The sequence below is a fragment of the Pseudomonas sp. P106(2024) genome (assembly GCF_057480815.1).
In genome coordinates this window covers 371,426-396,477 of record NZ_JBLIYU010000002.1, presented here as the reverse complement: position 1 = coordinate 396,477, position 25,052 = coordinate 371,426, and the positions used below count along the sequence as shown (strand labels likewise).

General features: G+C 66.3%; 25 protein-coding genes and 1 riboswitch. Of the genes, 9 read left to right on the top strand and 16 right to left on the bottom strand.

All coding sequences use genetic code 11. The features are described 5' to 3' along the window. Window positions 1-42 precede the first annotated feature (42 nt). Window positions 43-2,169, bottom strand: a complete 2,127-nt coding sequence (locus AC25M7_RS05385; RefSeq protein ID WP_062359767.1) for a TonB-dependent receptor — start codon at window positions 2,167-2,169, stop codon at window positions 43-45. A 107-nt stretch (window positions 2,170-2,276) separates the two neighbouring features. Beyond that, window positions 2,277-2,481, bottom strand: a riboswitch (cobalamin riboswitch). A 160-nt stretch (window positions 2,482-2,641) separates the two neighbouring features. On the opposite strand from AC25M7_RS05385, the gene AC25M7_RS05380 reads away from it, so the two are divergent. After that, window positions 2,642-3,388, top strand: a complete 747-nt coding sequence (locus tag AC25M7_RS05380; protein WP_028691804.1) for an outer membrane beta-barrel protein — start codon at window positions 2,642-2,644, stop codon at window positions 3,386-3,388. 59 nt (window positions 3,389-3,447) lie between these two features. On the opposite strand, the gene AC25M7_RS05375 is transcribed toward AC25M7_RS05380, so the two are convergent. The 3 genes from AC25M7_RS05375 to lpxO form a co-directional block, all read right to left on the bottom strand. Beyond that, window positions 3,448-4,017, bottom strand: a complete 570-nt coding sequence (locus AC25M7_RS05375) for a GNAT family N-acetyltransferase (protein WP_028691803.1) — start codon at window positions 4,015-4,017, stop codon at window positions 3,448-3,450. Between the two features lie 79 nt (window positions 4,018-4,096). Beyond that, window positions 4,097-4,441 (bottom strand): carboxymuconolactone decarboxylase family protein, encoded by a 345-nt coding sequence (locus tag AC25M7_RS05370; protein WP_062359743.1) that lies wholly within the window; start codon window positions 4,439-4,441, stop codon window positions 4,097-4,099. Window positions 4,442-4,601: 160 nt separating this feature from the next. Continuing rightward, a complete protein-coding gene (gene lpxO / locus AC25M7_RS05365; protein ID WP_028691801.1) occupies window positions 4,602-5,501 on the bottom strand; it encodes a lipid A hydroxylase LpxO in 900 nt (299 codons plus the stop codon). A gap of 215 nt (window positions 5,502-5,716) precedes the next feature. On the opposite strand from lpxO, the gene thpR reads away from it, so the two are divergent. Beyond that, on the top strand, window positions 5,717-6,262 hold the full coding sequence (gene thpR, locus AC25M7_RS05360; RefSeq protein ID WP_182324700.1) for an RNA 2',3'-cyclic phosphodiesterase: 546 nt from the start codon (window positions 5,717-5,719) through the stop codon (window positions 6,260-6,262). 105 nt (window positions 6,263-6,367) lie between these two features. Here the strand turns inward: thpR and AC25M7_RS05355 are convergent, their stop codons facing one another. Continuing rightward, complete coding sequence (locus tag AC25M7_RS05355; RefSeq protein ID WP_486970817.1) at window positions 6,368-6,967, bottom strand: NAD(P)H-dependent oxidoreductase; 600 nt, start codon at window positions 6,965-6,967, stop codon at window positions 6,368-6,370. A 93-nt stretch (window positions 6,968-7,060) separates the two neighbouring features. On the opposite strand from AC25M7_RS05355, the gene AC25M7_RS05350 reads away from it, so the two are divergent. Next, window positions 7,061-7,657, top strand: coding sequence for a TetR/AcrR family transcriptional regulator (locus AC25M7_RS05350; RefSeq protein WP_028691798.1), 597 nt, complete (start codon window positions 7,061-7,063; stop codon window positions 7,655-7,657). A gap of 37 nt (window positions 7,658-7,694) precedes the next feature. Here the strand turns inward: AC25M7_RS05350 and AC25M7_RS05345 are convergent, their stop codons facing one another. Next, complete coding sequence (locus AC25M7_RS05345; RefSeq protein WP_247284590.1) at window positions 7,695-8,600, bottom strand: AraC family transcriptional regulator; 906 nt, start codon at window positions 8,598-8,600, stop codon at window positions 7,695-7,697. A gap of 178 nt (window positions 8,601-8,778) precedes the next feature. Between AC25M7_RS05345 and AC25M7_RS05340 the strand changes: the two genes are divergently transcribed. Then, entirely contained in the window at window positions 8,779-9,831 is a 1,053-nt protein-coding gene (locus tag AC25M7_RS05340) for an NAD(P)-dependent alcohol dehydrogenase (protein WP_062359750.1), read from the top strand. 38 nt (window positions 9,832-9,869) lie between these two features. On the opposite strand, the gene AC25M7_RS05335 is transcribed toward AC25M7_RS05340, so the two are convergent. Both AC25M7_RS05335 and AC25M7_RS05330 read right to left on the bottom strand, forming a co-directional pair. Continuing rightward, window positions 9,870-10,529, bottom strand: a complete 660-nt coding sequence (locus tag AC25M7_RS05335) for a DUF3313 domain-containing protein (protein WP_486970816.1) — start codon at window positions 10,527-10,529, stop codon at window positions 9,870-9,872. Further along, the gene (locus AC25M7_RS05330) at window positions 10,526-10,864 is read right to left on the bottom strand and encodes a hypothetical protein (protein WP_028691794.1); all 339 of its coding nucleotides are present in this window, start codon (window positions 10,862-10,864) and stop codon (window positions 10,526-10,528) included. The genes AC25M7_RS05335 and AC25M7_RS05330 overlap by 4 nt, the downstream gene beginning before the upstream one ends. 152 nt (window positions 10,865-11,016) lie before the next feature. On the opposite strand from AC25M7_RS05330, the gene AC25M7_RS05325 reads away from it, so the two are divergent. After that, a complete protein-coding gene (locus AC25M7_RS05325) occupies window positions 11,017-11,730 on the top strand; it encodes a response regulator (protein ID WP_062359753.1) in 714 nt (237 codons plus the stop codon). Beyond that, a complete protein-coding gene (locus tag AC25M7_RS05320; protein WP_062359755.1) occupies window positions 11,727-13,061 on the top strand; it encodes an ATP-binding protein in 1,335 nt (444 codons plus the stop codon). The genes AC25M7_RS05325 and AC25M7_RS05320 overlap by 4 nt, the downstream gene beginning before the upstream one ends. Window positions 13,062-13,066: 5 nt before the next feature. On the opposite strand, the gene AC25M7_RS05315 is transcribed toward AC25M7_RS05320, so the two are convergent. Further along, window positions 13,067-14,374 carry a phosphate ABC transporter substrate-binding/OmpA family protein gene (locus AC25M7_RS05315; protein WP_486970815.1) on the bottom strand — a complete coding sequence of 436 codons (1,308 nt, stop codon included), beginning with the start codon at window positions 14,372-14,374 and terminating at the stop codon, window positions 13,067-13,069. A gap of 102 nt (window positions 14,375-14,476) precedes the next feature. Further along, on the bottom strand, window positions 14,477-15,874 hold the full coding sequence (locus tag AC25M7_RS05310) for a purine-cytosine permease family protein (RefSeq protein ID WP_062359759.1): 1,398 nt from the start codon (window positions 15,872-15,874) through the stop codon (window positions 14,477-14,479). Window positions 15,875-16,135: 261 nt separating this feature from the next. Between AC25M7_RS05310 and AC25M7_RS05305 the strand changes: the two genes are divergently transcribed. Further along, window positions 16,136-17,023 carry an EamA family transporter gene (locus tag AC25M7_RS05305; RefSeq protein ID WP_069017238.1) on the top strand — a complete coding sequence of 296 codons (888 nt, stop codon included), beginning with the start codon at window positions 16,136-16,138 and terminating at the stop codon, window positions 17,021-17,023. Between the two features lie 18 nt (window positions 17,024-17,041). On the opposite strand, the gene AC25M7_RS05300 is transcribed toward AC25M7_RS05305, so the two are convergent. Further along, window positions 17,042-17,656 carry a LysE family translocator gene (locus tag AC25M7_RS05300; RefSeq protein ID WP_028691788.1) on the bottom strand — a complete coding sequence of 205 codons (615 nt, stop codon included), beginning with the start codon at window positions 17,654-17,656 and terminating at the stop codon, window positions 17,042-17,044. Between the two features lie 34 nt (window positions 17,657-17,690). After that, window positions 17,691-18,611 carry a LysR family transcriptional regulator gene (locus tag AC25M7_RS05295; RefSeq protein ID WP_036986328.1) on the bottom strand — a complete coding sequence of 307 codons (921 nt, stop codon included), beginning with the start codon at window positions 18,609-18,611 and terminating at the stop codon, window positions 17,691-17,693. A 104-nt stretch (window positions 18,612-18,715) separates the two neighbouring features. Between AC25M7_RS05295 and nfsB the strand changes: the two genes are divergently transcribed. Then, entirely contained in the window at window positions 18,716-19,369 is a 654-nt protein-coding gene (nfsB, locus tag AC25M7_RS05290; protein WP_028691787.1) for an oxygen-insensitive NAD(P)H nitroreductase, read from the top strand. Between the two features lie 360 nt (window positions 19,370-19,729). On the opposite strand, the gene AC25M7_RS05285 is transcribed toward nfsB, so the two are convergent. The 4 genes from AC25M7_RS05285 to AC25M7_RS05270 all read right to left on the bottom strand — a co-directional run bounded on the left by AC25M7_RS05285 (window position 19,730) and on the right by AC25M7_RS05270 (window position 23,723). Further along, window positions 19,730-20,737, bottom strand: a complete 1,008-nt coding sequence (locus AC25M7_RS05285; protein ID WP_486970814.1) for an aldo/keto reductase — start codon at window positions 20,735-20,737, stop codon at window positions 19,730-19,732. Between the two features lie 94 nt (window positions 20,738-20,831). Beyond that, window positions 20,832-21,263: a hypothetical protein gene (locus tag AC25M7_RS05280; RefSeq protein ID WP_232853860.1), complete on the bottom strand. Its 432-nt coding sequence runs from the start codon at window positions 21,261-21,263 to the stop codon at window positions 20,832-20,834. Beyond that, on the bottom strand, window positions 21,260-22,102 hold the full coding sequence (locus AC25M7_RS05275) for a hypothetical protein (protein WP_463401672.1): 843 nt from the start codon (window positions 22,100-22,102) through the stop codon (window positions 21,260-21,262). Before AC25M7_RS05275 ends, AC25M7_RS05280 begins: the two co-directional genes overlap by 4 nt. Before the next feature lie 88 nt (window positions 22,103-22,190). Beyond that, entirely contained in the window at window positions 22,191-23,723 is a 1,533-nt protein-coding gene (locus AC25M7_RS05270) for an FAD-dependent oxidoreductase (RefSeq protein ID WP_486970813.1), read from the bottom strand. A 182-nt stretch (window positions 23,724-23,905) separates the two neighbouring features. On the opposite strand from AC25M7_RS05270, the gene AC25M7_RS05265 reads away from it, so the two are divergent. Further along, window positions 23,906-25,048, top strand: coding sequence for a MexC family multidrug efflux RND transporter periplasmic adaptor subunit (locus AC25M7_RS05265; RefSeq protein WP_088851528.1), 1,143 nt, complete (start codon window positions 23,906-23,908; stop codon window positions 25,046-25,048). The last annotated feature ends 4 nt before the right edge of the window (window positions 25,049-25,052 follow it).

Below are 25,052 nucleotides of genomic sequence, written 5' to 3'. Positions count from 1 at the left end.
CGGTGCTGATCAAGCACCGTGCGACGAACGCTGGAGTCCGCCTCAGAAGCGGTAGTCGACCGTGGCGAAATACGAGCGCGGCGTGCCCAGCAGCCATTGCTCGCCGCTGTAGCTGGACTGGGCGTACTGGCGGTCGAACAGGTTGTTCAACTGCAGGCCCAGGCGCACGTCGGGCAGCACCTGCCAGCCCAGGTTGGCATCGACCACGGTATAGCCCGGCACGCGCTGGTCGTTGGCCGCGCTGGCGCAGCGCTCATCCACGTAGCGCAGGCCGATGCCGGCATCCACGGTCTGGCCGAAACCTTTGCTCAGCCACAGGTTGGCGGTGCGTCGCGGCACGTCCTGCGGACGGTTGCCGGCGCGGTCGTGGACCGTGCCGTTGTCGCCTTCCTCGAGAAAATCATCGTACTTGGCCCGCACCAAAGCGGCATTGGCCGAGAGCTGCCACTGGTTGCCCAGCGCCAGTTCCAGGCTGGCCTCCAGGCCGTCGGAGGTCTGCTGGCCGGCCTGCTGGCTGTCGTGGGTGAGCGGGTTGTACACCGGCAGCTTCTTCTTGACGATGTGATAGGCCGCCAGCGTCCACTCGCCACGGGTATCCCAGAAACGTTGCTTGAGGCCTACCTCGGCCTGCTTCGCTTCGGTCAGTTCCAGGCGCTTGTCCGGGCGCTGGGTGAGCAGGTCGCCGACGCCGTCCTCGCTGGTCGAAAACTGCCCATACAGCGACAGGTCGTCGGTGACAGCGAACACCAGGCCGGCGCGCCAGTTGCCGCCCTGCAGGCTGCGGTCGCTGCGGCTGTTGTTGGCCAGGTCGTCGCGGTCGATGTGATTCTGGTCGCGGCGAATGCCGGTGACCAGTGCGAGGCGGTCGGTCAGCTGGGTGCGGTTTTCGGCGAACAGGGCGAAGGTGTCGACCTTGGACAGCGTTTGTGCGCGGGTTGGGCTGAGGCTATGGAAGCCGCCCGGAGCCGGATGCCACGGGTCGAGCGGGTCGCTGCCGCCATCGCGGTAGGGCGAGTTGCTGTCGACGTTGAAGCGGATGCGGTTGTACTCGGCGCCGACCACGGTTTTGCTGTCCAGGCCGAACAGGCCATGGTCGAAGGTGAAGCTCTGGCGATCGCCGAGCTGCTCCTGGTTATGGCGAATCTCGAGGAAGCTGCCGCGCTGGATCACGCCGTTGGCGGCGTCCCAGGTGTAGGACTCGGCATTGCGCCACTGGCGGCGGCTCTTGATGTAGTACAGCTGGTTGCTGGCACTGACGCGGTCGCTGAGGGTCCAGTCGGTGGTCAGGCGCGTCCACTCGTCGTGGTAGCGCTGCTCGTCGTTGCTGACGTTGTAGTTCTTGCGCCGCACGCTGCTGCGCAGGTGCCCATCGATCAGCGGGGTGCCGTAGTAGTTGGCCGGTTGCGCATCGCCGCGTTCGTGGGCGAGGGTAAAACTCAGGTCGTCGCTGGCATCGAAGCGCAGGGCGGCGCTCAGGGCCAGGCTGCGCGAGTCGGTGCGGTCGACCCAGCCGTTGCCGGCCTGCTGGTTGAGGGTCACGCGGTAGCTCAGGCGCTCGCTCAGGCTGCCGCCGCTGTCCAGGCCCAGCTGCTGGCGGTCCCAGGAGCCGTAGCCCAGACGCAGGTGGTTGCGGATCTCGCCAGCGAACGGCTGCTTCGGCACCACGTTGACCACCGCGCCGGTAGCGCCTTCGCCGTACAGCACCGAGGCGGGGCCGCGGATCACGTCGATGCGCTCGACCATCCACGGATCGACCGGGAAGGTCAGGGTGCCGGCACCGGCGTACAGGCGCGAGCCGTCGAACAGGGTCATCACCGAACTCTGCCCGGTGAAGCCGCGGGCCGACAGGCCGGTGCCGCCGTCGCCCGGCGTGCCGATGAAGGTAAGGCCCGGCGAGCGGGTCACGGCGTCCTGCACGGTGAGGTTGTTGCGCTGCTGGATCTGCGCCTCGGTCAGGCTGCTGGTGCTGGCCGGGGTGTCCAGGGCGCTGAGGTTCAGGCGCGAACCGGTCGGGGACGGGGTGGCCAGGTCGATGGCCTGTGGCTCGCGGGTGTCGGTGATTGCCGTGGAGGGCAGGGTGAAGGGCGTTACTTCATGATCGTCGGCCAGCGCCGGCAGGGACACGGCCAGGCAGGCCGCCAGGGTGTGAAGCTTGTTGATTCGGGACATGTCGTTCCACTGCTGCAGGAAGAGATGGATCCCGGTGGAAAACACGCAACGGTCAAGCGCACGCAGGCGCGCACGCGGATACCGGCCTGCGCCCGCCCACCGCGGGTTGCCAAGTAGCGCCTCAGGCCGGTCTCCGGGCTTGCGAGGGGCATGAAGCCTTCACCTTCCCATGCGTGCGCACAGTGGTCTGTCGAAGGATTCACTCGCTTACCGTTGCGGGGGCAGCGCCGGACTTGTCGTGACAACGACGCACCGGCTTCCCGTTTCACCCTGCGCACGGCGGCGCAGGACACCTGAAACTGGCGCGCATCTGACCATTGAACGGGCAGTGAGTCAATCGTTCGAGTGGGTGGGGAAACTGTGACGGACAGGGCGGTTTAGAGCGGTTTGCCAAATTTTTTCGAACTTTTGCCAAGCCCGTTGTCTCGAACCGGTCGTTCGCCATTCATTCACGTCATGGAGACTTTTGCGAATGTTTACCCGTAACCTGCTGCGCCACGCCTGCCTGCTTGCCCTGCTCGGTGCCCCTCTGGCTGCCACGGCGGCACCGAGTACCGACCCGCTGTTCACCCTCGGCTTGCTGGGGTCCTACGACAAGTTCAAGTTCGAGGGAGGAAGCGAATCGGACAAGGAACACATGGGCCAGGGCGGTGTGTTCGCCACGTTCGGCAACAAGATGACCGCCGAATCCGGGTTCATCTACCAGATCGGTGCCGAGGCCAAGTATGGCAAGAAGAACGACAACAAGCTCAAGGAAGCCCAGGCCGACCTCGACCTGGGCTGGCGCGCCGCACTGGATGCGCGCAACTTCGTCGACCTGACGGTGGGCGGCGGGTACAGCTGGACCCGCTTCGAGCCCGAGATCAACGATCTTGATACACGGCTGACCTACAAGTCGCCGTTCGCCAAGGCAGCGCTGGGCTACAACCACCAGTTCGACGCGTCGACCCTGCGCGTGGAGGTGGGCGCGCGCCACACCATTGATGGCCGCGCGCGGCTCAAAGTCGATGATTTCGGCAGCGACAGCGTCGACATGAAGGACCGCACCAACCCGTATGCGGAGGTCACGCTGCTGATGAACCAGCAGGGCGGCATGCCGGTGCAGGTGGGGGCGTACTACACCCGTACCGAATACAAGCTGGACGAGGATACGCCGGTGGCCGACAACACCAAGCTCAAGCGCGACGAGTTTGGGGTGAAGGTGGGGTTGGCGTTCTGATCGGTTGAGCCTGCGCTGATTCCGTCGCGGGGCAGGCCCGCGATGGATTCAGCTGCCTCTTATCGCCCGCGTCGGCGCGACACCCGCGCCTCGATGTTCTTGCGCCCGATCAGCAGCGCCGGTTTTTCCACGACCGGCTCATCGGCCAGCCACTTGTACATCACCAGGCAGTCCACCAGGCCCAATTCGGCATGGCGGTATGCCTTGGGCAGTCGCCCGACGGTCTCGAAACCGAGCTTGTGCCAAAGCGCCACGGCCACCTCGTTGCTCGCTACCACCGAGTTGAATTGCAGGGCCAGGAAGCCCTCCTGGCGCGCCAGCTTCTGCGAGTGCTCGCACATCAGCCTGGCCACGCCCCGGCCGCGTGCCTGTTCGCAGACCATGTAGCCGCAGTTGCCGACATGTCCCCCGGGGCCGGCGGCATTGGCCTTGAGGAAGTAGGAGCCAAGCAGCACGCCGTCTTCATCGGCCACCAGTGTGCGCAGCGGGGTTTCCAGCCACAGCCGGCGCGCCTGGTCGAAATCCAGGGCGGGGTCGAAGGCGTAGGTCTGGCGGGCCTGGACGATGGCCTGGAAGGTCGGCCAGAAGCGCTCGAAGTCTTCCGGGGTCATGGGGCGGATCTGGATCATGGTGGTTCCTGCACGGGCTGAGGCGCCAAGTCTGGGTGTCGCGGCGCCCGCGCGCAAGGGCGCCCACGCCGCAACCTGCTCAGGCGTCGGCCTTGCCCACGGCGTCTAGCGCCCTGGCCGAGTAGACCAGCGCGGCGCCGGCATTCATCGCCACCGCCACGCCCAGGGCCTCGGCAATCTCTTCGCGGGTGGCGCCGTGCTTGACCGCCTGCTGCGAATGCACGGCGATGCAGCCGTCGCAGCGCGTGGTGACCGCCACGGCCAGGGAGATCAGCTCGCGGGTCTTGGCGTCCAGGTGGTTGGTCTTGGCCCCGGCGCCGCTGGCGGTCATGTAGCCGGCCACGGTATCGGGAGAGAGTTGCTTGAGATCGCCGATGCCGGCCATCAACTGCTTACGGTAGGCGTCCCAGTCCATCATGCTCATCGTCTTCACCTTGTCAGGTTGGCAACAGGAGCTATCAGGCTAGTCGATGTTTGGCGGGGGGATGAGGTGTAGGTGATCTTGGTAGAAGCAGCCTTGCGGCCCTTTCGCGACACAAGGCCGCTCCCACAGGGGCGTGGGGCGGCCGATAGACAGTGGCAGGTCAGATATAGATGAACACCAGCACCAGCGCCGCGACCACCGCCCACTTCTCCAAGTAATAGCGGGTGCGGTTGCGTTTCTTCATCGCCTTGCCGCGCTCGCGGATCTTGTAGATGCGGGTGAACAGGCGGTTGATGCCGCCGGTCTTGTCGCTGGCATCGTTGGGCGCGGCGGCGGCGGCCATGACGTTGCGGCTGAACCAGCGGTTGAACGCTGCGGCCCAGCGGTACTTGAGCGGGCGCTCGACGTCGCAGAACAGGATGATGCGGTTGTGCTCGGTGGTGTTGGCCGCGTAGTGGATGTAGGTCTCGTCGAACACCACGCCCTCGCCGTCACGCCAGGAGTACTTCTCGCCGTCCACGTCGATGTAGCAGCCATCGTCGTTGGGCGTGTCCAGGCCCAGGTGGTAGCGGTAGGAGCCGGCGTACGGGTCGCGGTGGCGCACCAGCTTGGCGCCCGGCGGCAGGGTGGCGAACATCGCCGCCTTGACCGTGCCGATGCCGGCGAGCAGCTCGGTGGTGCGTGGGCACAGGGTCATCGCCGAGGGGTGGCTTTCGCCGTACCACTTCAGGTAGAAGCGCTTCCAGCCGGTCTTGAAGAACGAGTTGAAACCGACGTCGTCATAATTGTCGGACTTTTTGATCTCGCCGGCCTGCAGCAGCTGCTGGCCTTCCTTGCGGATTTCCTGCCAGTGGTCCTGCAGCACCTGCAACTCGGGGAAGGCGCTGACCGGCAGGTACGGCTTGGCCGGATGCTTGGAGAACAGGTAGAGGAAGGCGTTGACCGGGGCCAGGAAGCTGGAGTGGTCGCCCAGCTGGCGTGTCAGCTTGTGACGAACCCGACCGCGCAGGTGAACATAGGCGATCGAGAGGACGAAGATCAGTACGAGTGCAATTTTCATGGACGATTACTTGTCGAAAAATGGCCATGCGCCATGGCGTAAGCCCGCCAGCATAAACAATCGTGGCGTGGGTTTGTACTTATTGTTACGTCTTGTCTGGCCGACTTAGGTGCAATGGCTGACAGGTTGCGCAAACGATTCAACAGTTTATGTAGCTGTTTTGCGTGGGCAGAACGCTACACTCGATGACGCGAACCGTTACCAGGGAGACTCCAATGGTCCAGGATCAGCGCCCCAGCGGCGCGCCGTTCAAACGGTTGTTCTTCGCCTTGCCGGTCAGCGACGAACAATGCCGCGCCCTGGCGCAGTGGCGTCGAAGCCTGAACCTGCGCAGCGGCAAACCGGTGCCAGCGGAGAATTTCCACGTCACCTTGCTGTTTCTCGGTGACGTGGACGCCGAGCAGGTGCCGGCGATCTGCTCGGCGGTCGATCAGCTCAGGCGGCCGGTCGCACCGCCACGCTTGCTGCTCGACCGTCTGCAGGTCTGGCCACGGGCCAGCGCGCTGGTGCTGGAGGCGCAGCAGGCACCCGCAGCGCTGCTGCAACTGGTGTATGGCCTGCAACAGGCGCTGTTGCCCCTGGGCGTGGAGGCGGCAAACCGTGAGTACCGCCCGCACCTGACCCTGGCCAGGGACTTTCGCGGCCAGCCGCCGGAGGCCGGCACGGCGCCGGAATTCTTCCTTGCCGCGCGGCACTTCACGCTCTACGAATCGCGCAAGGGCCGTTACTGGCCCTTGGCGCAATGGCCGTTGAGCGCGTGAGCGGCGATCACAACTTAGGCGTGTACTTGACCGAGAACATCACGGTGCGCGGCTCGCCGTGGTTGTTGCTGCCGTTGAGCTGGTTGAAGCCTGCCCGGTGGCATATCAGGCTGCAGCTTCCTGGCCTTCGAACAGGGTCGATCCCAGTTGGCGGGCTTGCGGCAGAAGGCTAGCGGGGGCTGCGCCTTCACTGTCGGTGAACAGGGTCGAACTAATGACCCGGGCACCGCAGTAGTCGAAAATGCCGTGCTCGCTCTGCACGCGCATGGCCTCGCCATAGCCATGGCGCTCGAAGGTGCCGGCATCGGCGCCGGCCACGCCGACCAGGTGCGCGGTCATACCGTGCAGCAGCTTGGTAGTTGCGCCGTCGGCGGCCTGGTCGAAGGCCCAGCCGTTGCTGAACACCCGCTCGACCCAGCCCTTGAGCAGGGCCGGCAGCGACCACCAGTAGATGGGGAAGACCATGACCACGGTGTCGGCACGTTCAATGCGGGCTTGTTCTGCCAGCACATCGGCGGGAGGCTTGCCCAGGCGCCGATGCACGGCGTGGTCGGCCAGGCCGAAGCGTGGGTCGAAACCTTCACGGGCCAGGTCGGCGAACTCGCTGGTATGGCCGGCGGCGTGCAGGCCCTCGGCCACTTGCTGGGCGAGGGCGTGGGTGAGGGAGTCGGGATCGTGGTGACCGATGACAATCAAGGCATGCATGGTGGAATCTCCAGAATCAGGATGCAGGGACACCGGGAGCGTTATATACTCGAGGTAAGTTACGTTTAGTAAGTTACTTTTGGTAGGTAATCGATGTCAAGCGAGGAAAAGTCCGCGCCGCGCAAACGCCTGTCCCGCGAGGAGCGTCGGCGTCAATTGCTGGACGTGGCCTGGCGGTTGGTACGCGAGGAGGGCACCGATGCCCTGAGCCTGGGGCGCCTGGCCGAGCAGGCCGGGGTGACCAAGCCGGTGGTGTACGACCATTTCGAGACCCGCAACGGCTTGTTGCTGGCGCTGTACCAGGAATACGACGCCCGCCAGACGGCCATGCTCGACAAGGCCCTGGCCGGCTGCCCGGCCGGCCTGCCGGAGCGGGCCTGGGTGATTGCCGAGGCCTATGTGGACTGCGTTGCCACCCAGGGCCGGGAGATCCCCGGGGTCAGCGCCGCGCTGGCCGGCTCGCCAGAGCTGGAGGCGTTAAAGCGCGGCTATGATGGGCCGTTCATGGACAAGTGCCGCGAGGCGCTAATGCCATTCGCGCCGGGTGGCGATATCGGCGTGGCCGGGTTGTGGGTGCTGGTGGGAGCGGCGGACGCGTTGTCCCTGGCGGCGGCGGCCGAAGAACTGACGGCTGAAGCGGCCAAGCGCGAACTGCAGGCGACTATCGTGGCGATGGTTCTGCGGCAGTAATTTGGGGGAGCTCCAGTTCAAGATTGCCGGGCTCCAGTCAGGCCGGCAGGCTCTGGTATGGCTGTTCTTCCCCCGGACTGCGGGCGAACTGGCGCTTGTACTCGCGGCTGAACTGCGAGGTGCTTTGGTAGCCGACCCGGTGCGCCACCTGGGCCACGCCCAGCCCTTCGCCGATCAGCATCTGCTGCGCCTTGAGCAGGCGCAGGCGCTTGAGGTACTGCATCGGTGCCAGGTCAGTGCAGCGCTTGAAGTGTTCGTGGAAGGTCGACACGCTCATGTTCGCCCGGCTGGCCAGCTCATCCACCCCTAGTGGCTCGGCGTAGTGCTCGCGCAGGTAGGCCAGGGCCGAGCCGATCCGGGCGAAATGCCCCTGCTGCTCGACCAGTGCCCGCAGCACGCTGGCCTGTGGCCCGCGCAAGGCGGTATAGAGCACTTCGCGTACCCGCGCCGGCCCCAGCACCTTGACATCCAGCGGGTCCTGCAGGCACTGCAGCAGGCGCTCGACGCTGTCGCGCATGGCTGTGTCCAGCGCTGCCGAAGTCATCGATTGTGGCGTCTGTGCCTGCACCGCGGCATCCGGCCCCAGCTCCATGCTTTGCACCAGCTCGCCGAGCAGGGCACGGTCGATGTCCACCGCCACGCCGAGCAGCGGTGCCTGTGGCGTGGCGAAGGTCTCGCACATGAACGGCACCGACAGCGCCTGTACCAGGTAATGCCCGGCACCGTACTCCAGGGTGCGTGGGCCCAGGCGCGCCAGTTTGCTGCCCTGGGCGAGGATGATCAGGCTGGGTTCGTAGATCTGCGGGCTGCTGGCCACATAGTGGTCCCATGTGAGGATCTGGACCTGGGGCAGGGCGGTGGGCACGAACCCCGGGCCTGTGGCGAGGGCGCGGATCAGCGAGCAGAGCGTGGCATTGGCATCCACATGGCGAGTCAGGTGCATGGTGAACCCGGGCAGAGAATCAGACACTGGCATCTTCGCAGATTAGCGGGGGCATGCCAGATGTAGGCGACAAGGTCCGGAGAATCAGGCATGCATGCCGGAGAATCGGCTGTGGGCGAGTCTGGTAGCGGCGCGCAGAATGCGCCGCCTGAATCGTTTCACTCGCACGAGGTACCCCATGTACACCGCCATCGGTTACGCCGCCCAATCCTCCTCCAGCCCCCTGGCTCCCATGACCTTCCAGCGCCGCAGTCCGCGGCCCGACGATGTGGTCATCGAGATCCTCTACTGTGGTGTGTGCCACTCCGATATCCACCAGGCCCGTAACGAATGGGGCATCGCCGTGTACCCGCTGATGCCGGGCCACGAGATCGTCGGTCGGGTCAGCGCGGTGGGCGCGCAGGTCAGCCGTTACCAGGTCGGCGATCTGGTCGGCGTCGGTTGCATGGTCGACTCCTGCCGCCATTGCGAGGCCTGTCGCCAGGACGTCGAGCAGTATTGCCTGGAAGGCCCGACCATGACCTATGCCACCCCCGACCGGGTCGACGGCAGCAATACGATGGGCGGCTATTCCAACAGCATCGTGGTCAGCGAGCATTTCGTCCTGCGCATACCCGAGGGCATGGACCTGGCCAGCGCGGCGCCGATTCTTTGCGCCGGCATCACCACCTATTCGCCCCTCAAGCATCACGGCGTAGGCCCTGGGCACAAGGTGGGCGTGCTGGGCATGGGCGGCCTGGGCCACATGGGCATCAAGCTGGCCAAGGCCCTGGGCGCGGAAGTGACCCTGTTCACCCGCTCCGCATCCAAGGCCGAGGAAGCCCGTCGCCAGGGCGCCGATCATGTGATCGTCTCCACTGATGCCGAACAGATGCGCAGCGCGGCGGGCCGCTTCGATTTCCTGCTCGACACCATACCGGTACAGCACGACCTCAACCCCTACCTGCAAACCCTGAAATTCGATGGCGTGCATATCCTGGTCGGGCTGATCGAACCGATTGACCCGCCGGTGCATGCGGCCAACCTGGTGATGCAGCGTCGGGTACTCGCCGGCTCCCTGATCGGCGGTATTGCCGAAACCCAGGAGGTGCTCGACTTCTGCGCCCAGCATGGAATCAGCTGCGATATCGAAATGCTCGACATCCGCAACATCAACCAGGCGTACGAGCGGATGATTGCCGGCGACGTGAAGTACCGCTTCGTCATCGACATGGCCACGCTCAAGGCCTGATCCTGCCGTGGAGCGGGCTTACCCTTTGATGCCTTGCGCTACCTGAGCGGCGCAGCATATCCCTGGCGCAGGTCCATGGCCCAGCCATCGAGTACGGCCTTGACGTTGTCGGCGGTCATCACCTGTCGGTCGTTAGCCAGCGGCACGCCAGTACCCGCGAGCATCGCTTCGCCCACCACCTTGCCGCTGGTGCCGGCCTCGAACGACAGCTCGCTGGTGATCGCGCTGTCCCGGTCGCGAATACCCGCGGCGCTGCTCACCCCGGCCGCGACCAGTGTGATCGGCAGCCACTCGTAGAGCCGCAGGCCTTGGGTGTCGGCGCTGATGCGGGTGATGGCCGGCCTGACCACCAGGGTATTCGGGCCGGGCCTGTCGACCACGGTCATGACCTTGCCCAGTTCGTTGCGCAGTACCGCGTCGTAGTAGTGGATGATGCTGGCGAGGGTGGTCTGGGGAATGCGCGTGCTTGGCTCGGGTGTCGGGTAGAACTGGCTGGGTGCCAGGTACACCTCGATATAGCGGCCCCGTGGCCATTTCGGGTCGGCCCAGCTGAGCACCGTCCCGCCTGAAGGTGCCTGGTGCGGGGTGAGCAGGCCGTAGTCCTTTAGATAACCGGTGGGGGCCGGCTTCTTGCTGCCACACGCGGACAGTCCCAAGCTGGTCGTCAGCACCAGTACCAGAAGGTGACGCCGACTCATGGGTGGCGAACCTCGCGCCGGGCCGGGTGGGCCGCTTGCAGGTGGGGTACATCCTGCGATGTCTGGATGCGCAACTGCCCGCGCGCCATCAGCCAGTGCACGAGGTCACGGACGGGAACGGTGTGGCTGTACTCGACCCATTCGCCAAAAGTCGGCTCATAGTGTTCGAAATACCGGCGCAGGGTGACGTAGCCCTGTTCGCTTGCCAGCTCCAGGCTTTCCTGCTGCACGATCAGGGAACCCGTTTGTCCGCGCTGGGTGTTGCGCTGACTGAGGATCAGGGATGCGCGGCCCTCATGCCCATCGGTGCTGTTGCGGCTGTCGACTATCTTCATGGGGAACCCTCGGTAGTGGAAGGCCGGCAGGGTGAAGGGCCATCGTTGCCAGGTGATGTCTGCTTTGTGTCGGGTGTGACGAAATGTTGCGCGATTGAAATAAATGACCCGCGTGGCGCAATGGTTTTAGATACGCCTTTTTTCGGACCGGTATGACCGTGAGCAGACTGTTGATCGTCGATGACGACGTGGAAATCCTCGCCTTGCTGAAGCAGTTCTTCGTCCAGCACGGCTACGAGGTGGACCTGGCCGCCGAGGGGCAGGCGATGTGGGCGGCCATCGCGCGGCAACGCCCGGATGCGATCATCCTCGACCTGATGCTGCCCGGCGAAGGGGGCCTGGACCTGTGCCAGAAACTGCGCGCGCAGCTTGGGGTGCCGGTCATCATGCTCACTGCCATGGCCGAGCTGAGCGACCGCATCATCGGCCTGGAACTGGGCGCCGACGACTACCTGACCAAACCCTTCGACCCCCGCGAACTGCTGGCCCGCCTGCGTGCCGTGCAACGCCGTGTCGGCGAGCAACTGCCGCGCGGCGAGACGGCGCGGCCGGTGATCGGCTTTGCCGGCTGGCGCCTGGACATCACCTGCCGCGAGTTGCGCTCGCCCGAGCAGGTGATGGTGCCGCTGTCCGGCGCCGAGTTCGACCTGCTGGTGGTGTTTCTCGAACACCCGCAGCGTATTCTCACCCGCGAGCAGTTGATCGACCTGACCCGTGGTCACGGCCATGACGCCTTCGACCGCAGCATCGACGTGCAGGTCAGCCGCCTGCGGCGCAAGATCGAGCCCGACAGCAAGCGACCGGACCTGATCCGCACGGTGCGCAATGGCGGCTACCTGTTCAGCGCCACGGTGAGCCGTTCGTGATCCGCCGCCTGCTGGGCCGCGATACCTTGCGCAAGCGCATCGCCCTGACCATCTTCACCGCGTTGCTCGCGTCCTTGGCGTTCAATGCCCTGTTCGTCCAGCTAGCCGGCAGCTGGGCACGCCCGCCCATCGACCGTACCGGCCTGCTCGATCAGATCGCCGTGACTACCCATATGATCGAGACCGCGCCGCCAGCGCTGCGTGGGCAACTGGCCGCGGCGGCGAGTACGCCGACGTTGCGGGTAAGTTGGAGCACCCGGCGCGCAGACTTCGGTTTGCCTGGTCCGGGCGTGCCGCTCAATTCCGGACAGGTGCCGGCGATGGCGCAACTGTTGGGACCGTCACGCCCGATCGCGGTGTACAACCCGGGCGACTGGCCTGATGGCAGTGCCGATGCACACTACGTGGCGCTGGTCGGGCTGGACGATGACAGCTGGCTGCTGTTCGTGCCGCCGGAACGCAGCTGGGGCATGAGCGCGACGGCGCGTCTGGCGGTGGTCATCGGCCTGGGCCTGGTGGCGACCCTGCTGGTGGCCTGGCTTGCCACTCGCCAGTTGGCCGCGCCGCTGCAACGCTTCGCCAGTGCGGCGCGGCGCTTTGGCGGCGACCTGCAGGCACCGCCTATCGCTATCGAGGGCCCCGAGGAGATCCGCCAGGCGATCATCGCCTTCAACACCATGCAGGCACAGATCCAGCACTTCATCCGTGAGCGCACCCATATGCTCGCGGCCATCTCCCATGACCTGCGCGCTCCGTTGACGCGCATGCGCCTGCGCAGCGAGTTCATGGAGGATCTGGACCACCAGCGCAAGCTGGTCCGCGATGTCGACGAGATGCAGACGATGATCAACGAGGCCCTGGCGTTCTTCCGCGAGGGCACGCAGTTGGAGCAGCGCACGGCGTACGACCTGTCGGAGCTGTTGCAGACCCTGGTCGACGACTACCGTGACCAGCATCTGGACATCGCCTTCAAGGGCCCGGCACACCTGGTGCATGACGGCCGCCCATTGGCGACCAAGCGGGTGATCGTCAACCTGGTGGAAAACGCCATGAAGTATGCCCGCGATCCGCAGATAACGCTGCGTCGCGCCGCTCACCTGATCGTCATCGAGGTTCGCGACAGTGGCCCAGGTATTCCCGACGAGGCCCTGCAGCAGGTGTTTGAGCCGTTCTACCGGCTGGAGGGCTCGCGCAACCGAGACACCGGCGGCGTCGGCCTCGGCCTTTCGGCCGCCCGTGCCAGCGTGCGCGAGCAGGGCGGCGAACTGACCCTGCGCAATCGCGTTGGCGGTGGGCTGGTGGCGCGGGTCGAACTGCCCGATGGCGGCTGAGCGGGTCAGTACACCCAGACCTCGACCCGGCGGTTGCGCAATCGTCCCTGTTCCAGGTCATTGCCGGCCACCGGCAGTTCGTCGCCCATGCCCGCCACGTCCCTGACCTGCACTCCGGTCCGGGCCAGCTCCCGGCGTACCGCCATGGCCCGCAGGCGTGACAGCAGCGCGGCGCGGCCCGGCGTCTCCTTGGGGTCGCCGAAACCCACCAGCACCACCTTGCCCTGCAACTTGCCGGCCTGGCGCAGGTAATCGCCGACCCGCTGCACATCGCGCAAGGCCTTGTTGTCCAGGCCGGCGCTGCCCTCCTGGAAGCGGAAGTTCACGCTCAGGCGCTGGGCCTCGCCGGCCAACGCCCGGTAACGCGGCGGCATGTCGGTCTGGGCCGCGACCTGCTGTGGCTTGATCTGCTGGGAAACGAAGCCCTGCTCGGCGACGATGGCCTGGCCGGCGGGGCTCTGGGCGAACTCGGCGAGTGCCCTGGCTTGCGGTTCGGAGTGAGCGGGGAGGTAGAAGAACAGTCGACGCGACAATGGGTAGTCCTCGCTGGCCACCAAGGCACGGCTGGGCGCCAATGCCGGTGCGTCGCCTTCGGCCACTGCCAGCGCCTTGGCCCTGTGGACCGTGGCCAGGCCGCTGAAGCCGATGGCCTGGCGGTCGGCCGTGACTTGGGCCGCCAGTTCGTCGGCGGACTCGAAGCGCCGTGCCTCGCTGGCCAGTGTCGCTTTCTGAGGCGCGAGTACCAAGGCCTTGAACGTTTCGAAGGTGCCGGAGCGGTCATCGCGGGCATACAGGTGGATCGCTCCGCCAGGCACGCCCAGTTGCTCCCAGCGCTGCAACTGGCCGGAAAACACCTGGGCCAGTTGCTCGGTGGTCAGTTGGCTGAGCGGGTTGTCCGGGTGAACGATCACCGCCACGCCATCCAGGCCGATCACCTGTTCCGAGCCGGCGCCGCGCAGGTTGCCCAAGGCCTGTAACTGTTGCGCCTCGCTGTCGCTGATCGGTCGCGAGGCCGCGGCCAAGTCAGCCTCACCCCGGGCCAGCGCGGCAAATCCGGTGCTGGTGCCGTGGGCGGCGATTTCGATGCGCACGGGCTGGCCGTTCGCATCAACGGCGTGGATCTCGGTTTCGTTGGCCGTGGCACCGGGCCAACGCTCGATGGCACTTGCGCCCTGCGCCTGTAGCAGCCCCTGCACCAAGGCCGGGCCAAGGGCCGCGCCGATGGTGTTGGAGCCCTGGATACGCAGTTGCGCGGGCCCGGCGCTAGCCAGGCCCGGGAGCAGGCATAGCAGAAGGAGTAGCAGGCGGGGCATGCCGGAGACCTGTGGCACAGAGTTGCACTGCAGATTACGACAGTTGCTTGACCAAAAAATGACAGCGCCCCGGCGGGCGCTGCCAGCTTTTTGCAACCCGGCTCAGCGCGCCTCAGGCACGATGATCCCGGCCGGCGCCTCGGCCGCCCGGCGGCGGGCCACGCAGTAATACAGCACGCTCGGCACCACCAGGCCGATCAGCCACGACACATCCACGCCACCCAGGTGCGCGACCATGGGCCCGGTGTACAGCTTGGTATCGATGAACGGCATCTGCACCAGCACGCCGAAGGTGTACACGCCGATGCCCGGCCAGTTCCAGCGCCCGTAGCGGCCGTCAGGGTCGGCCAGTGCCGGGATGTCGTAGCGTTCCTTGGTGATGAAGTAGTAGTCCACCAGGTTCACCGCGCTCCATGGCACGAAGAAGGTCAGCAGGAACAGGATGAACGACTTGAACGCAGTGAGGAACGAATGCTGGCCGAGCAGGGCGACCAGGGTCGCAGCGCCGACGATACCAAGCACGAACACGAGGCGCTGGACCCGACTGATCTGCAGGTGACCCCGGAAACCGCTGATGATCGTGGCGATGCACATGAAGCTGCCGTAGCTGTTGAGGGTGGAGATGGTCACCTTGCCAAAGGCAATGCTGAAGTACAGCAGCGCCGCCGTGGTGCCGGCGCCGCCCAGGCCGACGATGTAGGCCACTTCGCGCCCGGAGAACTGGCCACCGGCGATGGCCGCGGCGAACACGCCGAGGATCATCGAGGCCTGGGCGCCGATCACCGAGCCCAGGCCGGCGGCGAGGAAGGTCTTGAGCGGCGAGGTATGGCTGGGCAGGTAGCGCGAGTAGTCGGCCACGTACGGGCCGAAGGCGATCTGCCAGGACGCCGCCAGCGACACCGCCAGCAGGAAGCTGGCCCAGCTGAAGTGGCGGTTGTCGAGCAACTGGCCGATGTCGGCGAGCATCAGGATGCGGCTGAACAGGTAGACGAAGGCGATGATCCCCAGCACGCTGGCCACGCGCCCGATCCAGTGGATCACCCGGTAGCCGGCCAGGGTCGCCAGCACGATCACCCCGGCGAAGATGAGAATACCGGCGCTGTCGCTGATGCTCAGCAACTGGCCGATGGCCTGGCCGGACAGCACCGTGCCGGTGGCGGTGAAGCCCAGGTACATCAGGCACACCAGGGCCATGGGGATGGCCGCGCCGTACACGCCGAACTGTACGCGGCTGGAGATCATCTGCGGTAGCCCCAGGCGCGGGCCCTGGGCGGCGTGCAGGGCCATCACCGCGCCACCGACCAGTTGCCCGAGCAGCAGGCCGATCAACGACCAGAACACATCGCCGCCCAGCACCACGGCCAAGGCGCCGGTGACGATCGCGGTAATCTGCAGGTTGGCTCCCAGCCACAGGGTGAATTGGCTGTAGACGCGTCCATGGCGTTCAGACTCGGGGATGTAGTCGATCGAGCGGCGCTCGATCACGGGTTTGCTGGACATCGGGGAGGGCTCCGCTTCGTTGTTTTTGTGAAAGGCGGCGGCTATCGGCGGGACGCAGGGCGGATGGCCGAAGCCCGATATGATCATGTATATACAAGTCTGGTCAAGTGAAGCTTGCGCAGGTTTTTGTCGGTGTCGCGAGGCCATCACAGCCGACTGTTGCGCAAGGCTGGCGCGCAACTGTGCTGGTCCGAGGCAGCGCGATGCCCTTATGCTGTAACCAAATATGTCTATAACAAGCCTGAAGAAGGAATGCGTGCCATGCCACTCAAGGACCTGCTGATCGCCCTGGTGGTGATCATCGCCTGGGGCGTCAATTTCGTGGTCATCAAGGTGGGCCTCGACGGCCTGCCGCCGATGCTGCTCGGGGCATTGCGCTTTCTGCTGGTGGCCTTTCCGGCGGTGTTCCTGATCAAGCGTCCGAACTTGCCCTGGCGTTGGCTGATCGCCTACGGCGCGACCATCTCCCTGGGCCAGTTCGCCTTCCTGTTCCAGGCCATGGCCAGTGGCATGCCGCCGGGGCTGGCCTCGCTGGTGCTGCAGTCCCAGGCGTTCTTCACCCTGGGCTTTGCCGCGCTGTTCCTCGGCGAGCGGCTGCGCCTGGCCAGCGTGCTGGGCCTGCTGGTGGCCGCCGGCGGCCTGGCGGTGATCGGCAGCGAGGACAGTGGCCACGTGCCGTTACTCGCACTGCTGCTGACCCTGTGCGGCGGCGCCATGTGGGGCATGGGCAACATCATCACCCGGCGCTTCGGCAAGGTCGACCTGGTCGCCCTGGTGATCTGGGGCGGGTTGATTCCGCCGCTGCCGTTCCTGGCACTGTCCTGGTGGCTGGAAGGCCCCGAGCGCATCGGCCATGCCCTGGCCAACATCGGCTTAAGCTCGGTGCTGGCCCTGGCCTACCTGGCCTTCGTCGCCACCATGGTCGGCTACAGCCTGTGGAGCACTCTGTTGTCGCGCCACCCGGCGGGCAAGGTGGCGCCATTCTCGCTGCTGGTACCGGTGGTCGGCCTGAGCTCCTCGGCCCTGTTGCTGGGCGAGCGCCTGAGCGAGGCCCAGGGCTGGGGCGCGCTGCTGGTGATGCTCGGGCTGCTGATCAATGTGTTCGGGCCGCGGCTTGGGGTACGCCTGCGCGCGGCCACCGTGCGCTGAAACGCCGCTGTACAGCTGTCAGCGCTGGGCGAACGCCAGGTTGATGCCAAGCCCGGCGAACGAGGCGGCGAAGCTGCGGCGCAGCCAGGCCTGTACCTGGGGCGAGTCGATCACGGCGCGGCGGAACAGATGGGCGAGCAGGCCGTAGATCACGAAGACGACGAAGGTCATGGCCATGAACACCGCGCTCAGGCCGAGCATCTGCACGGTCGCGGAACCGGCCTGGGGGCTGATGAACTGCGGCAGGAAGGCGAGGAAGAACAGCGTCAGCTTGGGGTTGAGGATGTTCAGCAGGCAGGCCTTGAGCACCAGCTGGCCGGCGGCGGTTGGAGTGGCCTGGGTGTCCACGGCGAAGGCCGCGCGATCGCGCCAGGTGGCATAGGCCAGGTACAGCAGGTAGGCGACGCCGGCGAACTTCAAGCCCTGGAAGGCCAGGGCGCTGGTGTGCAGCAAGGCCGAGAGGCCGAGCACCGAGGCCAGCAGGTGCGGGACGATACCCAGGGTGCAGCCGGTGGCGGTCCACAGGCAGGCGCGGCGCCCGGCCACCAAGGCGCTGGAAACGGTGAGGATGACCCCGCTGCCGGGAATCAGCACGATGATCAGCGCGGTAACGAGAAATTCCAGGCTCGGCATGAATGACAGCTCCTTGCAGTCGGGGGTGGATGCACTATACGCCCGGTGACAGCGGCTGCAACATGCCGTCCGGGCGCAGCGTGGCGAAGCGCTCGCGCAGCCACAGGTGCAGCTGGGCCACCGCCGGGGTGAGCTGCTTGCGGTGCGGGCACACCAGGGTCACCGGGGTCAGCTCGCCGGGGTGTTCGGGCAGCAGGACCTCCAGCTCGCCGGCGGCGACATTGGCGCTGACATCCAGCCACGACTTGTAGACGATGCCTTCGCCTTCCAGCGCCCAGCGCCGGACCACATCGGCGTCGTCGCTGAACAGCGGCCCGCGCACCTGCACGGTGCGGTTGCCGAGCCGCCATTTGTCGTAGACCCGGCTTTGCTGCAGGTACAGCAGGCAGTCGTGCTGCTGCAGCTCGTCAGGGCTCCCCGGCCGGCCATGGCGGGCCAGGTAGTCGGGCGAGGCCACCAGCACCCGACGGTTCCACGGCGCCAGCGGCAGGGCGATGTAGTTGGCGTCCTCGTTCTGGCCGTAGCGGATGGCGACATCCACTGGATCGCGGTAGAGGTCGGCCAGCTGGTCGGAAAGGAACAAGCGCAGGCCGAGCCCCGGATGCTCGCGGCGAAACGCGCTGAGCCAGGGCCGCAACAGGTTGCGCCCCATGTCCGAGGGCGCCGCCACCTGCAGCACGCCGCGCAGGCAGCTGTGGCTGCCGTGCAGGTCCTCGCGACCCTGGCGCAGGGCGTCGAGCACGCGCTGGGCGGTGGGCAGGTACAGCTCGCCCTCGGCGGTCAGGCGCAGGCTGCGAGTGGTGCGGGCGAACAGGCGCACATCCAGTTCGCGTTCCAGGCGCTTGATCGCCGCCGCCACCTGGCCGGGCAGCAGGTCGGCCTCGTGGGCCGCGGCGGTGAAGCTGCCCAGGGCGCTGGCACGGGCGAACAGTTCGAGGTCGTTGATGCGCAGCATTTTCACTCCAGGGATGAAAGTGTTGCTGCATTGTGCTGGTTTTTCTTTACCGCCGGGAAGATAAGATGCGGCTCATTCACGATCCCTTTTAGGAATTGCCGTAGATGGATACCGTTGCCCTCGCCAAACGCCGTTACACCACCAAAGCCTACGACGCCAGCCGCAAGATTCCCCAGGCCACCATCGATGCCTTGCTCGAGCAGCTGCGCCACAGCCCGTCCTCGGTCAACTCGCAGCCTTGGCACTTCGTCGTGGCCGACAGCGCCGAAGGCAAGGCGCGCCTGGCCAAGGCCACCGACGAGCGTTTCGCCTACAACAGCCCGAAGCTGCGCGATGCCTCCCATGTGATCGTGTTCGCCGCCCGCACCAACATGACCGAAGGCCACCTGCAGGCGGTGCTGGCGCAGGAGGCCGCCGACGGGCGCTTCCGCACCGAGCAGGCCCGTGATGGCCAGGACCAGACCCGTCGCGGCTACGTCGACCTGCACCGCTATGATTTCAAGGACCTGCAGCACTGGATGGAGAAGCAGGTCTACCTGGCCCTGGGCACCGCACTGCTGGGCGCAGCCGCCCACGGCCTGGACGCCACGCCGATCGAAGGCTTCGACGCCAAGGCCCTGGACGCCGAACTGGGCCTGCGCGAGCAGGGCTTCACCAGCGTAGTGCTGCTGAGCCTGGGCTATCGCAGCGAGGAGGATTTCAATGCCGGGCTGAGCAAGTCGCGGTTGGCGGCGGCGGAGGTGTTTACCTTTCTGTGATTGTCGGCAGGTAGGCTTGCGCCCCGCAGTGGCTCTGCTGTTCCGGGGCCAGGCGCAAAGGCTTACGCAACCCTCATGAGCCTAGGTGCCTTGCCGGTATGTTGGGGCACAGCCAGTGGAAGCGCCGGGCAACTGCCAGGGCGCGAGGGCTGGGCGGTGTCACGGGGTACCTGGGCATCACCGCACTGAATGGCTGCTGGAAGGAACGCTGGTGCTGTGGTGCATCGCCTACACGGCGCGGTTCCCGGTCTCTCAGGTGCGGGTGATGCAGGCCGGGACCTTGATCGTGTTGGTGGCCATTCTGCCGATCGGTTGCTGACAGCGTGGGAGCGGGCGGGCCCCGCTCCCACGCTACAGGGTTCAGCGCGCCAAACGCCCGCTGACGAAGTGCGCCACATCGTTGAACCCGGGTGTCGAGGCATGGCCCGGTGTCACCAGCGAGTCGATGAACGCTTCGTCCTCCGCCGTGATCTTCACTGCCAGCGCGCCGGCATAGGTGTCCCACTGCGCCTCGGTGCGCGGCCCGACGATGGCCGAGCTGACCAGGCGGTTGTTCAGCACCCAGGCGATGGCGAACTCGACGATGCCCACGCCCTTGGCCTCGGTGTAGGCATGGATCTTCTGGGCGATGGCCAGCGACTCCTGGCGCCATTCCACCTCCATGATGCGCTTGTCCTGGCGGCCGGCGCGGCTGCCTTGGTCCGGGGTCGAGCCGGGCGCGTACTTGCCGCTGAGCACGCCGCGGGCCAGCGGGCTGAACGGCACCACGCCCAGGCCATGGTAGGCGGCGGCGGTCAGTTGCTCGGGCTCGGCCTGGCGGTTGACGATGTTGTACAGCGGCTGGCTGACCACAGGCTTGGCCACGCCGAGCTTCTCTGCCAGGTTGCAGATCTCGGCGATGCGCCAGCCACGGAAGTTGGACACGCCCCAGTAGCGGATCTTGCCCTGGGCCAGCAGGTCGCCGATGGCGCGCACGGTCTCTTCCAGCGGTACGGTGTGGTCCTCGCGGTGCAGGTAGTAAATGTCCAGGTAGTCGGTGCCCAGGCGTGTGAGGCTGGCCTCGATGGCGTTGAACAGGTGCTTGCGCGACAGGCCGCTGCGGTTGGGCACGCCATCGACCGGGCCGTAGCCAGCCTTGGAGGCGATGATCCAGTCGTGGCGGTTGCGCGCCACCGCCTCGCCGACGATCTCCTCGGAACGGCCGCCGTTGTAGACGTCGGCGGTGTCGACGAAATTGATGCCCTGGTCCCAGGCCTTGTCGATGATGCGCAGCGAGTCTTCGGTGCTGGTCTGCTCACCGAACATCATGCTGCCCAGGGTGAGGGTCGAGACGTGCAGGCCGGAGCGGCCGAGGGGGCGGTAGATCATTGCGAGTCATCCTTTCCTTACAGTGTGGGTGAACTTGTTTTACACAGTTCACCCCGGTATTGAAAGCTCGCGTTGGCCAAGGCAAGGCGTGCGCTCAGGGCGTCGGCAGGCCGAGCAGTTCACGCCTTGTCTCCAGGGCAATGGTTGCATAACCCTTGCCGGTACCCCGGTTGCGCAACCCATGGTCATGCTGGGCCGTCACGTCTTCCCAGCATTCGATCGACAGCAGCTGGCAGTAACTGCTGTCGGTCTCGAGCTCGAAGTCTATGAAGCGTTCGGTATCGGTCAACAGACTGCCCGTCAGGCTGGCCATGCCGGGGAAGTCGAACTCAAGGTCCAGCAGCAGGGAGCGTGTCCAGTCGATCCCGTGGCTTTCGGCGACGCGTAGCAGGGCAGGCGGTACCTCACGGGTGAGCCAGGGGCGTGCCGACTCTCTGATGCGATGGGCAGTGAGCAGGTTCTGCTCCTGCACATTGAGTTGTCGTTTCCTGAGCAACCGCTGGATATCCAGGGAGCGCGAGTTCATCCGTCGGCCCCGCTGCGGCCGAGGGCCTGCAGAAAGTCCTGTTCGCCGTCTGCCTGCCACCAAGGGATGCGAACCTGGCCGCCTTGTTGCCGAAGTTGGCGCAGCAACGACAGCAGGGCGTCGATTCGAGGCGCATCCCAGTCAGGCCCCATGCGATAGTCCAGTGTCAGGCCGTGCTTGCAGACCATCATGCCCAGGTCAGGGAGGGGCTGGCCATCGATGTTGATACCCTTCGCCAGTACATGAAACGGTTCGACGACACCGTCACTGACACGTGAGGCATCCTGTGGGCCGGTAAAGGGCGTTTCGCACCCGCTTGCCTTGTCCCATAAGCTGCCGCAGCCCACCCTCGCACCGAGGGTGAACAGGCGTGCGAATGCGCTCGGCATGTCCGCGCTCCGGGCAAAGTAGAGCTCGATTTCCGGCAGTGTACCGTCGTCATGGCTGAAGTAGCCTGCCAAGGGGTGCGCTTGTGGCGTCTCTACATGCAATACCAGTTCGATCGAGTCTTCACGTAACCCCGCAAGTCCTTCGCTCTGAATTCTGCTGATGACGAATCGTGAGCCAGGGCGAGTTTCGGCAGGCATGGAAAAACCGTTGGCCAGCCGCTGTCTGAGCGCTTCGGTGAAGGTGATTTGAAGCATGTCTTCATTCAGTGCCAGGAACGCCTCTCGCCGATCACAGGAAACTCGCAACATCGTGCAGGTTCCCGTGGCAGAGCGAAGCGCGAGTTGCGCGTGGCTGCCAGGTCGGCATCGGCGCATTGTCCGTGCCAGGTTGTTGAATGCCTGGGTACTGGCAAAGAGGTGGGCCTGGTGTTCGTGCCAGTCGAAGTGCACTGGATCAATCTCCCTGCTCTGGGGCGAGTCTGCGGTGTACTGTACGGTGAGGAGCGCGCGGTTGCCACTGTCCGGGCAACGCCAGGTCTCAATCCGGCCAGGCATCGATCAGGTCACGCGCCTCGCGGCTCGACAGCGGCCGTTTCAGCCGCTGCGACAGCACCGCCATGGCCCGCGCGTAGCCCTTGGCGATTACCGCCTCGACCTGGTCGTCCAGGCACTGCAGGGCGATGAAGTCGCCCTGTTCCGGGGTGCCGACGTATTCGATGCGGTTCCAGCCGCTGGCATGCCCGAGCACTTCGTAGGTGCGGCCGTGCTGGTAGGTCCAGAAGAACGGCACGTCGTCGTAGCGGCGGCGCTCGCCGAGCATGTTGGCGGCGGCGATCACCCCATGCTGCTGGGCCAGGCGCCAGTGCTCGATGCGTACCGGGCGGCCGGCCAGAGGGAAAGTGGCGATATCGCCGGCCGCCCACAGGCCATCGGCGGCCTGCAGATGGGCGTCCACTGTCAGTGAACGGTCCTCGGCCAGGGGGAGGTTTTGCAGATAACCGGTGGCCGGGCTGACGCCGGTGCCGAGCAGTACCAGCGGGGTTTCCAGGCGCTCGCCAGTGGCCAGCAACACGGCCTCGACCCGCTCCCGGCCTTCGAAGCCGCTGACCTCGGTCGGCCCGTGGAATACCACGCCCTTGCGCTCGTGCAGCTCGCGCAGGCTCTGGCCGATGCGCTCGCCCAGCTGTCGGGCCAGCGGGATGGCGTGGCGCGTGACCACATGCACCTGTAGGCCGTACTTGCGCAGGGCGCTGGCAGCCTCCAGGCCGATGAACCCATCGCCGACGATCACCACCGGCTGGCCTGGTTCGGCCAGGTCGAGCAGTTGCGCGGCATCCGTGCGCGAGCGCAGCACGCAGATACCGGGCAACTGCACGCCGGGGAGTTCGGGGCGTCTGGGTTTGCCGCCGGTGGCCAGCAGGGCGGCGTCGTATTTCAGCTTCTGGCCGTCGGCCAGGGTGAGCACGCGCTTGTCGGCATCCAGGGCGCGCACCTTGCCGTGCAAACGCTGCAGCTGGCCACGGCGCAGGGCGTCCGGGGCCAGCAGGGTCGGCACTTCGTCCACCGGCATCTGCCCGGCGATGACGAACTTGCTCAGGGCGGTGCGATCGTAGGCGTTCGGCTGTTCCTGGTCGATCCACAGCAGGCGCCCGGCAAAGCCATGCTCAAGCAGGGTGGCGATGGCGGCCGAGCCGGCGGCGCCGGCGCCCACCACGACGAAGGTGCGGGCGTCGCTGTGGCGCGGTGCCTCGGTTTCGGGCAGTGGCTGGTCGTCGACCCAGACCTGGCCATCCCTGAGCTGCACGGCATGGCGGCGCAGGCCGGTCAGGGCCGGCGGTTCGCACACCGCGCCCTCGCCCACGGCGAAGGCGGCCTTGTGCCAGGGGCAGATCAGCAGCCCAGCACAGACCGCGCCTTGTTCGAGGGGCGCGCCCTCATGCGGGCAGTTGGCCTGGTAGGCCATCACCAACTCGCCCTGGCGCACCAGGATGATCTCCTCGGTGCCGGCCTGGACGCGCAGGGGGCGGTGTTCCTCGAGCTGGTCGAGGCTGGCCACGGCGTGCAGGGTCATGGCGGATCTCCTCAGGCGTTGTGTTTCATTTGACGCCCTCCATGGGCCAGGACTGCGACGAGCCGACGATCGGAGGTGGTCATTACAGCTTTTCACAAAAACTTCAAATGAGACAAAATTGACTCAAATCGAATATGTAAGTACCATTCGCGCCAAATTTAGTTAACGGCTCGGGTGAGTTCATGAGCAATTTGCGTGCAATAGGAATGGCCAGCTGGCTGGCAGTGGCTGTGGCCCTGGCCGGCTGCGGGGCGGCCGACGAACAGCAGGCCGGCGCTGAAACGGCCTTTCCGGTGGAAATCGTGACCGTGGCCGCCGAGCCACTGGCCCTGGCCTCGACCTTGCCAGGTCGGGTCGAGCCGATGCGGGTGGCCGAGGTACGTGCCCGGGTGGCCGGCATCGTCCTGCACAAGCGTTTCGAGGAAGGTGCCGACGTCAAGGCCGGCGATGTCCTGTTCCAGATCGACCCGGCGCCGTTCAAGGCGGCCCTGGCCCGCGCCGAGGCCGACCTGGCCCGGGCCCAGGCCGTGCAGCAGGAAGCCCAGGCGCGGGTAAAACGCTATGAGCCGCTGGTGAAGATCGAAGCGGTCAGCCAGCAGGACTTCGACAGCGCCACCGCCGAGCTGCGCAGCGCCCAGGCCGCCGTGCGTTCGGCCCAGGCCGACGTGCAGACCGCGCGCCTGAACCTGGGTTACGCCACGGTCACCGCGCCGATCTCCGGGCGCATCGGTCGCGCCCTGGCCACCGAAGGCGCGCTGGTCGGGCAGGGCGACGCCACGCTGATGGCGCGCATCCAGCAGCTCGATCCGATCTATGTCGATTTCACTCAGTCTGCCGCCGATGCCCTGCGCCTGCGCCAGGCGCTCAAGGACGGTGCGTTGGCCGGTGGCGACGACAAGGCGCTGACGGCCCAGGTAGAAGGCACCGACTACCAGCGCCAGGGCGCGCTGATGTTCACCGACGTGGCGGTCGACCGCGGCACCGGCCAGGTCTCCCTGCGCGGGCGCTTCGACAATGCCGACGGCATTCTCCTGCCGGGCATGTACGTGCGTGTGCGCACCCCGCAGGGCACCGACCAGCAGGCGATCCTGGTACCGCAACGGGCGGTGCAGCGCGGCAGCGATGGCGAGGCGCGGGTGATGGTGGTGGGTACCGGCAGCCTGGCCGAGGTGCGCAGCGTGCGCACCGGCGGGATGCACGGTTCGCGCTGGCAGATCGTCGAAGGCCTGCGCGGCGGTGACCAGGTCATCGTCGGCAGCCCGGCCGGCCTGGCCCCGGGCATGCCCGTGGTGCCAGCGCAGGCGCAGCCGGTCGCGGCGCACTAAGGCG

Excerpts from the sequence above, each read along its gene's own strand:
- AC25M7_RS05355 (WP_486970817.1), bottom strand. The coding sequence starts at position 6,967 with ATGCATGCCTTGATTGTCATCGGTCACCACGATCCCGACTCCCTCACC.
- AC25M7_RS05310 (WP_062359759.1), bottom strand. The coding sequence starts at position 15,874 with ATGTCCAGCAAACCCGTGATCGAGCGCCGCTCGATCGACTACATCCCC.
- lpxO (WP_028691801.1), bottom strand. The coding sequence starts at position 5,501 with ATGAAAATTGCACTCGTACTGATCTTCGTCCTCTCGATCGCCTATGTT.
- AC25M7_RS05385 (WP_062359767.1), bottom strand. The coding sequence starts at position 2,169 with ATGTCCCGAATCAACAAGCTTCACACCCTGGCGGCCTGCCTGGCCGTG.
- AC25M7_RS05375 (WP_028691803.1), bottom strand. The coding sequence starts at position 4,017 with ATGATCCAGATCCGCCCCATGACCCCGGAAGACTTCGAGCGCTTCTGG.
- AC25M7_RS05265 (WP_088851528.1), top strand. The coding sequence starts at position 23,906 with ATGAGCAATTTGCGTGCAATAGGAATGGCCAGCTGGCTGGCAGTGGCT.
- nfsB (WP_028691787.1), top strand. The coding sequence starts at position 18,716 with ATGGATACCGTTGCCCTCGCCAAACGCCGTTACACCACCAAAGCCTAC.
- AC25M7_RS05325 (WP_062359753.1), top strand. The coding sequence starts at position 11,017 with ATGACCGTGAGCAGACTGTTGATCGTCGATGACGACGTGGAAATCCTC.
- AC25M7_RS05330 (WP_028691794.1), bottom strand. The coding sequence starts at position 10,864 with ATGAAGATAGTCGACAGCCGCAACAGCACCGATGGGCATGAGGGCCGC.
- AC25M7_RS05340 (WP_062359750.1), top strand. The coding sequence starts at position 8,779 with ATGTACACCGCCATCGGTTACGCCGCCCAATCCTCCTCCAGCCCCCTG.
- thpR (WP_182324700.1), top strand. The coding sequence starts at position 5,717 with ATGGTCCAGGATCAGCGCCCCAGCGGCGCGCCGTTCAAACGGTTGTTC.
- AC25M7_RS05280 (WP_232853860.1), bottom strand. The coding sequence starts at position 21,263 with ATGAACTCGCGCTCCCTGGATATCCAGCGGTTGCTCAGGAAACGACAA.
- AC25M7_RS05285 (WP_486970814.1), bottom strand. The coding sequence starts at position 20,737 with ATGATCTACCGCCCCCTCGGCCGCTCCGGCCTGCACGTCTCGACCCTC.
- AC25M7_RS05315 (WP_486970815.1), bottom strand. The coding sequence starts at position 14,374 with ATGCCCCGCCTGCTACTCCTTCTGCTATGCCTGCTCCCGGGCCTGGCT.
- AC25M7_RS05345 (WP_247284590.1), bottom strand. The coding sequence starts at position 8,600 with ATGCACCTGACTCGCCATGTGGATGCCAATGCCACGCTCTGCTCGCTG.
- AC25M7_RS05335 (WP_486970816.1), bottom strand. The coding sequence starts at position 10,529 with ATGAGTCGGCGTCACCTTCTGGTACTGGTGCTGACGACCAGCTTGGGA.
- AC25M7_RS05380 (WP_028691804.1), top strand. The coding sequence starts at position 2,642 with ATGTTTACCCGTAACCTGCTGCGCCACGCCTGCCTGCTTGCCCTGCTC.
- AC25M7_RS05350 (WP_028691798.1), top strand. The coding sequence starts at position 7,061 with ATGTCAAGCGAGGAAAAGTCCGCGCCGCGCAAACGCCTGTCCCGCGAG.
- AC25M7_RS05370 (WP_062359743.1), bottom strand. The coding sequence starts at position 4,441 with ATGAGCATGATGGACTGGGACGCCTACCGTAAGCAGTTGATGGCCGGC.
- AC25M7_RS05300 (WP_028691788.1), bottom strand. The coding sequence starts at position 17,656 with ATGCCGAGCCTGGAATTTCTCGTTACCGCGCTGATCATCGTGCTGATT.
- AC25M7_RS05270 (WP_486970813.1), bottom strand. The coding sequence starts at position 23,723 with ATGACCCTGCACGCCGTGGCCAGCCTCGACCAGCTCGAGGAACACCGC.
- AC25M7_RS05295 (WP_036986328.1), bottom strand. The coding sequence starts at position 18,611 with ATGCTGCGCATCAACGACCTCGAACTGTTCGCCCGTGCCAGCGCCCTG.
- AC25M7_RS05305 (WP_069017238.1), top strand. The coding sequence starts at position 16,136 with ATGCCACTCAAGGACCTGCTGATCGCCCTGGTGGTGATCATCGCCTGG.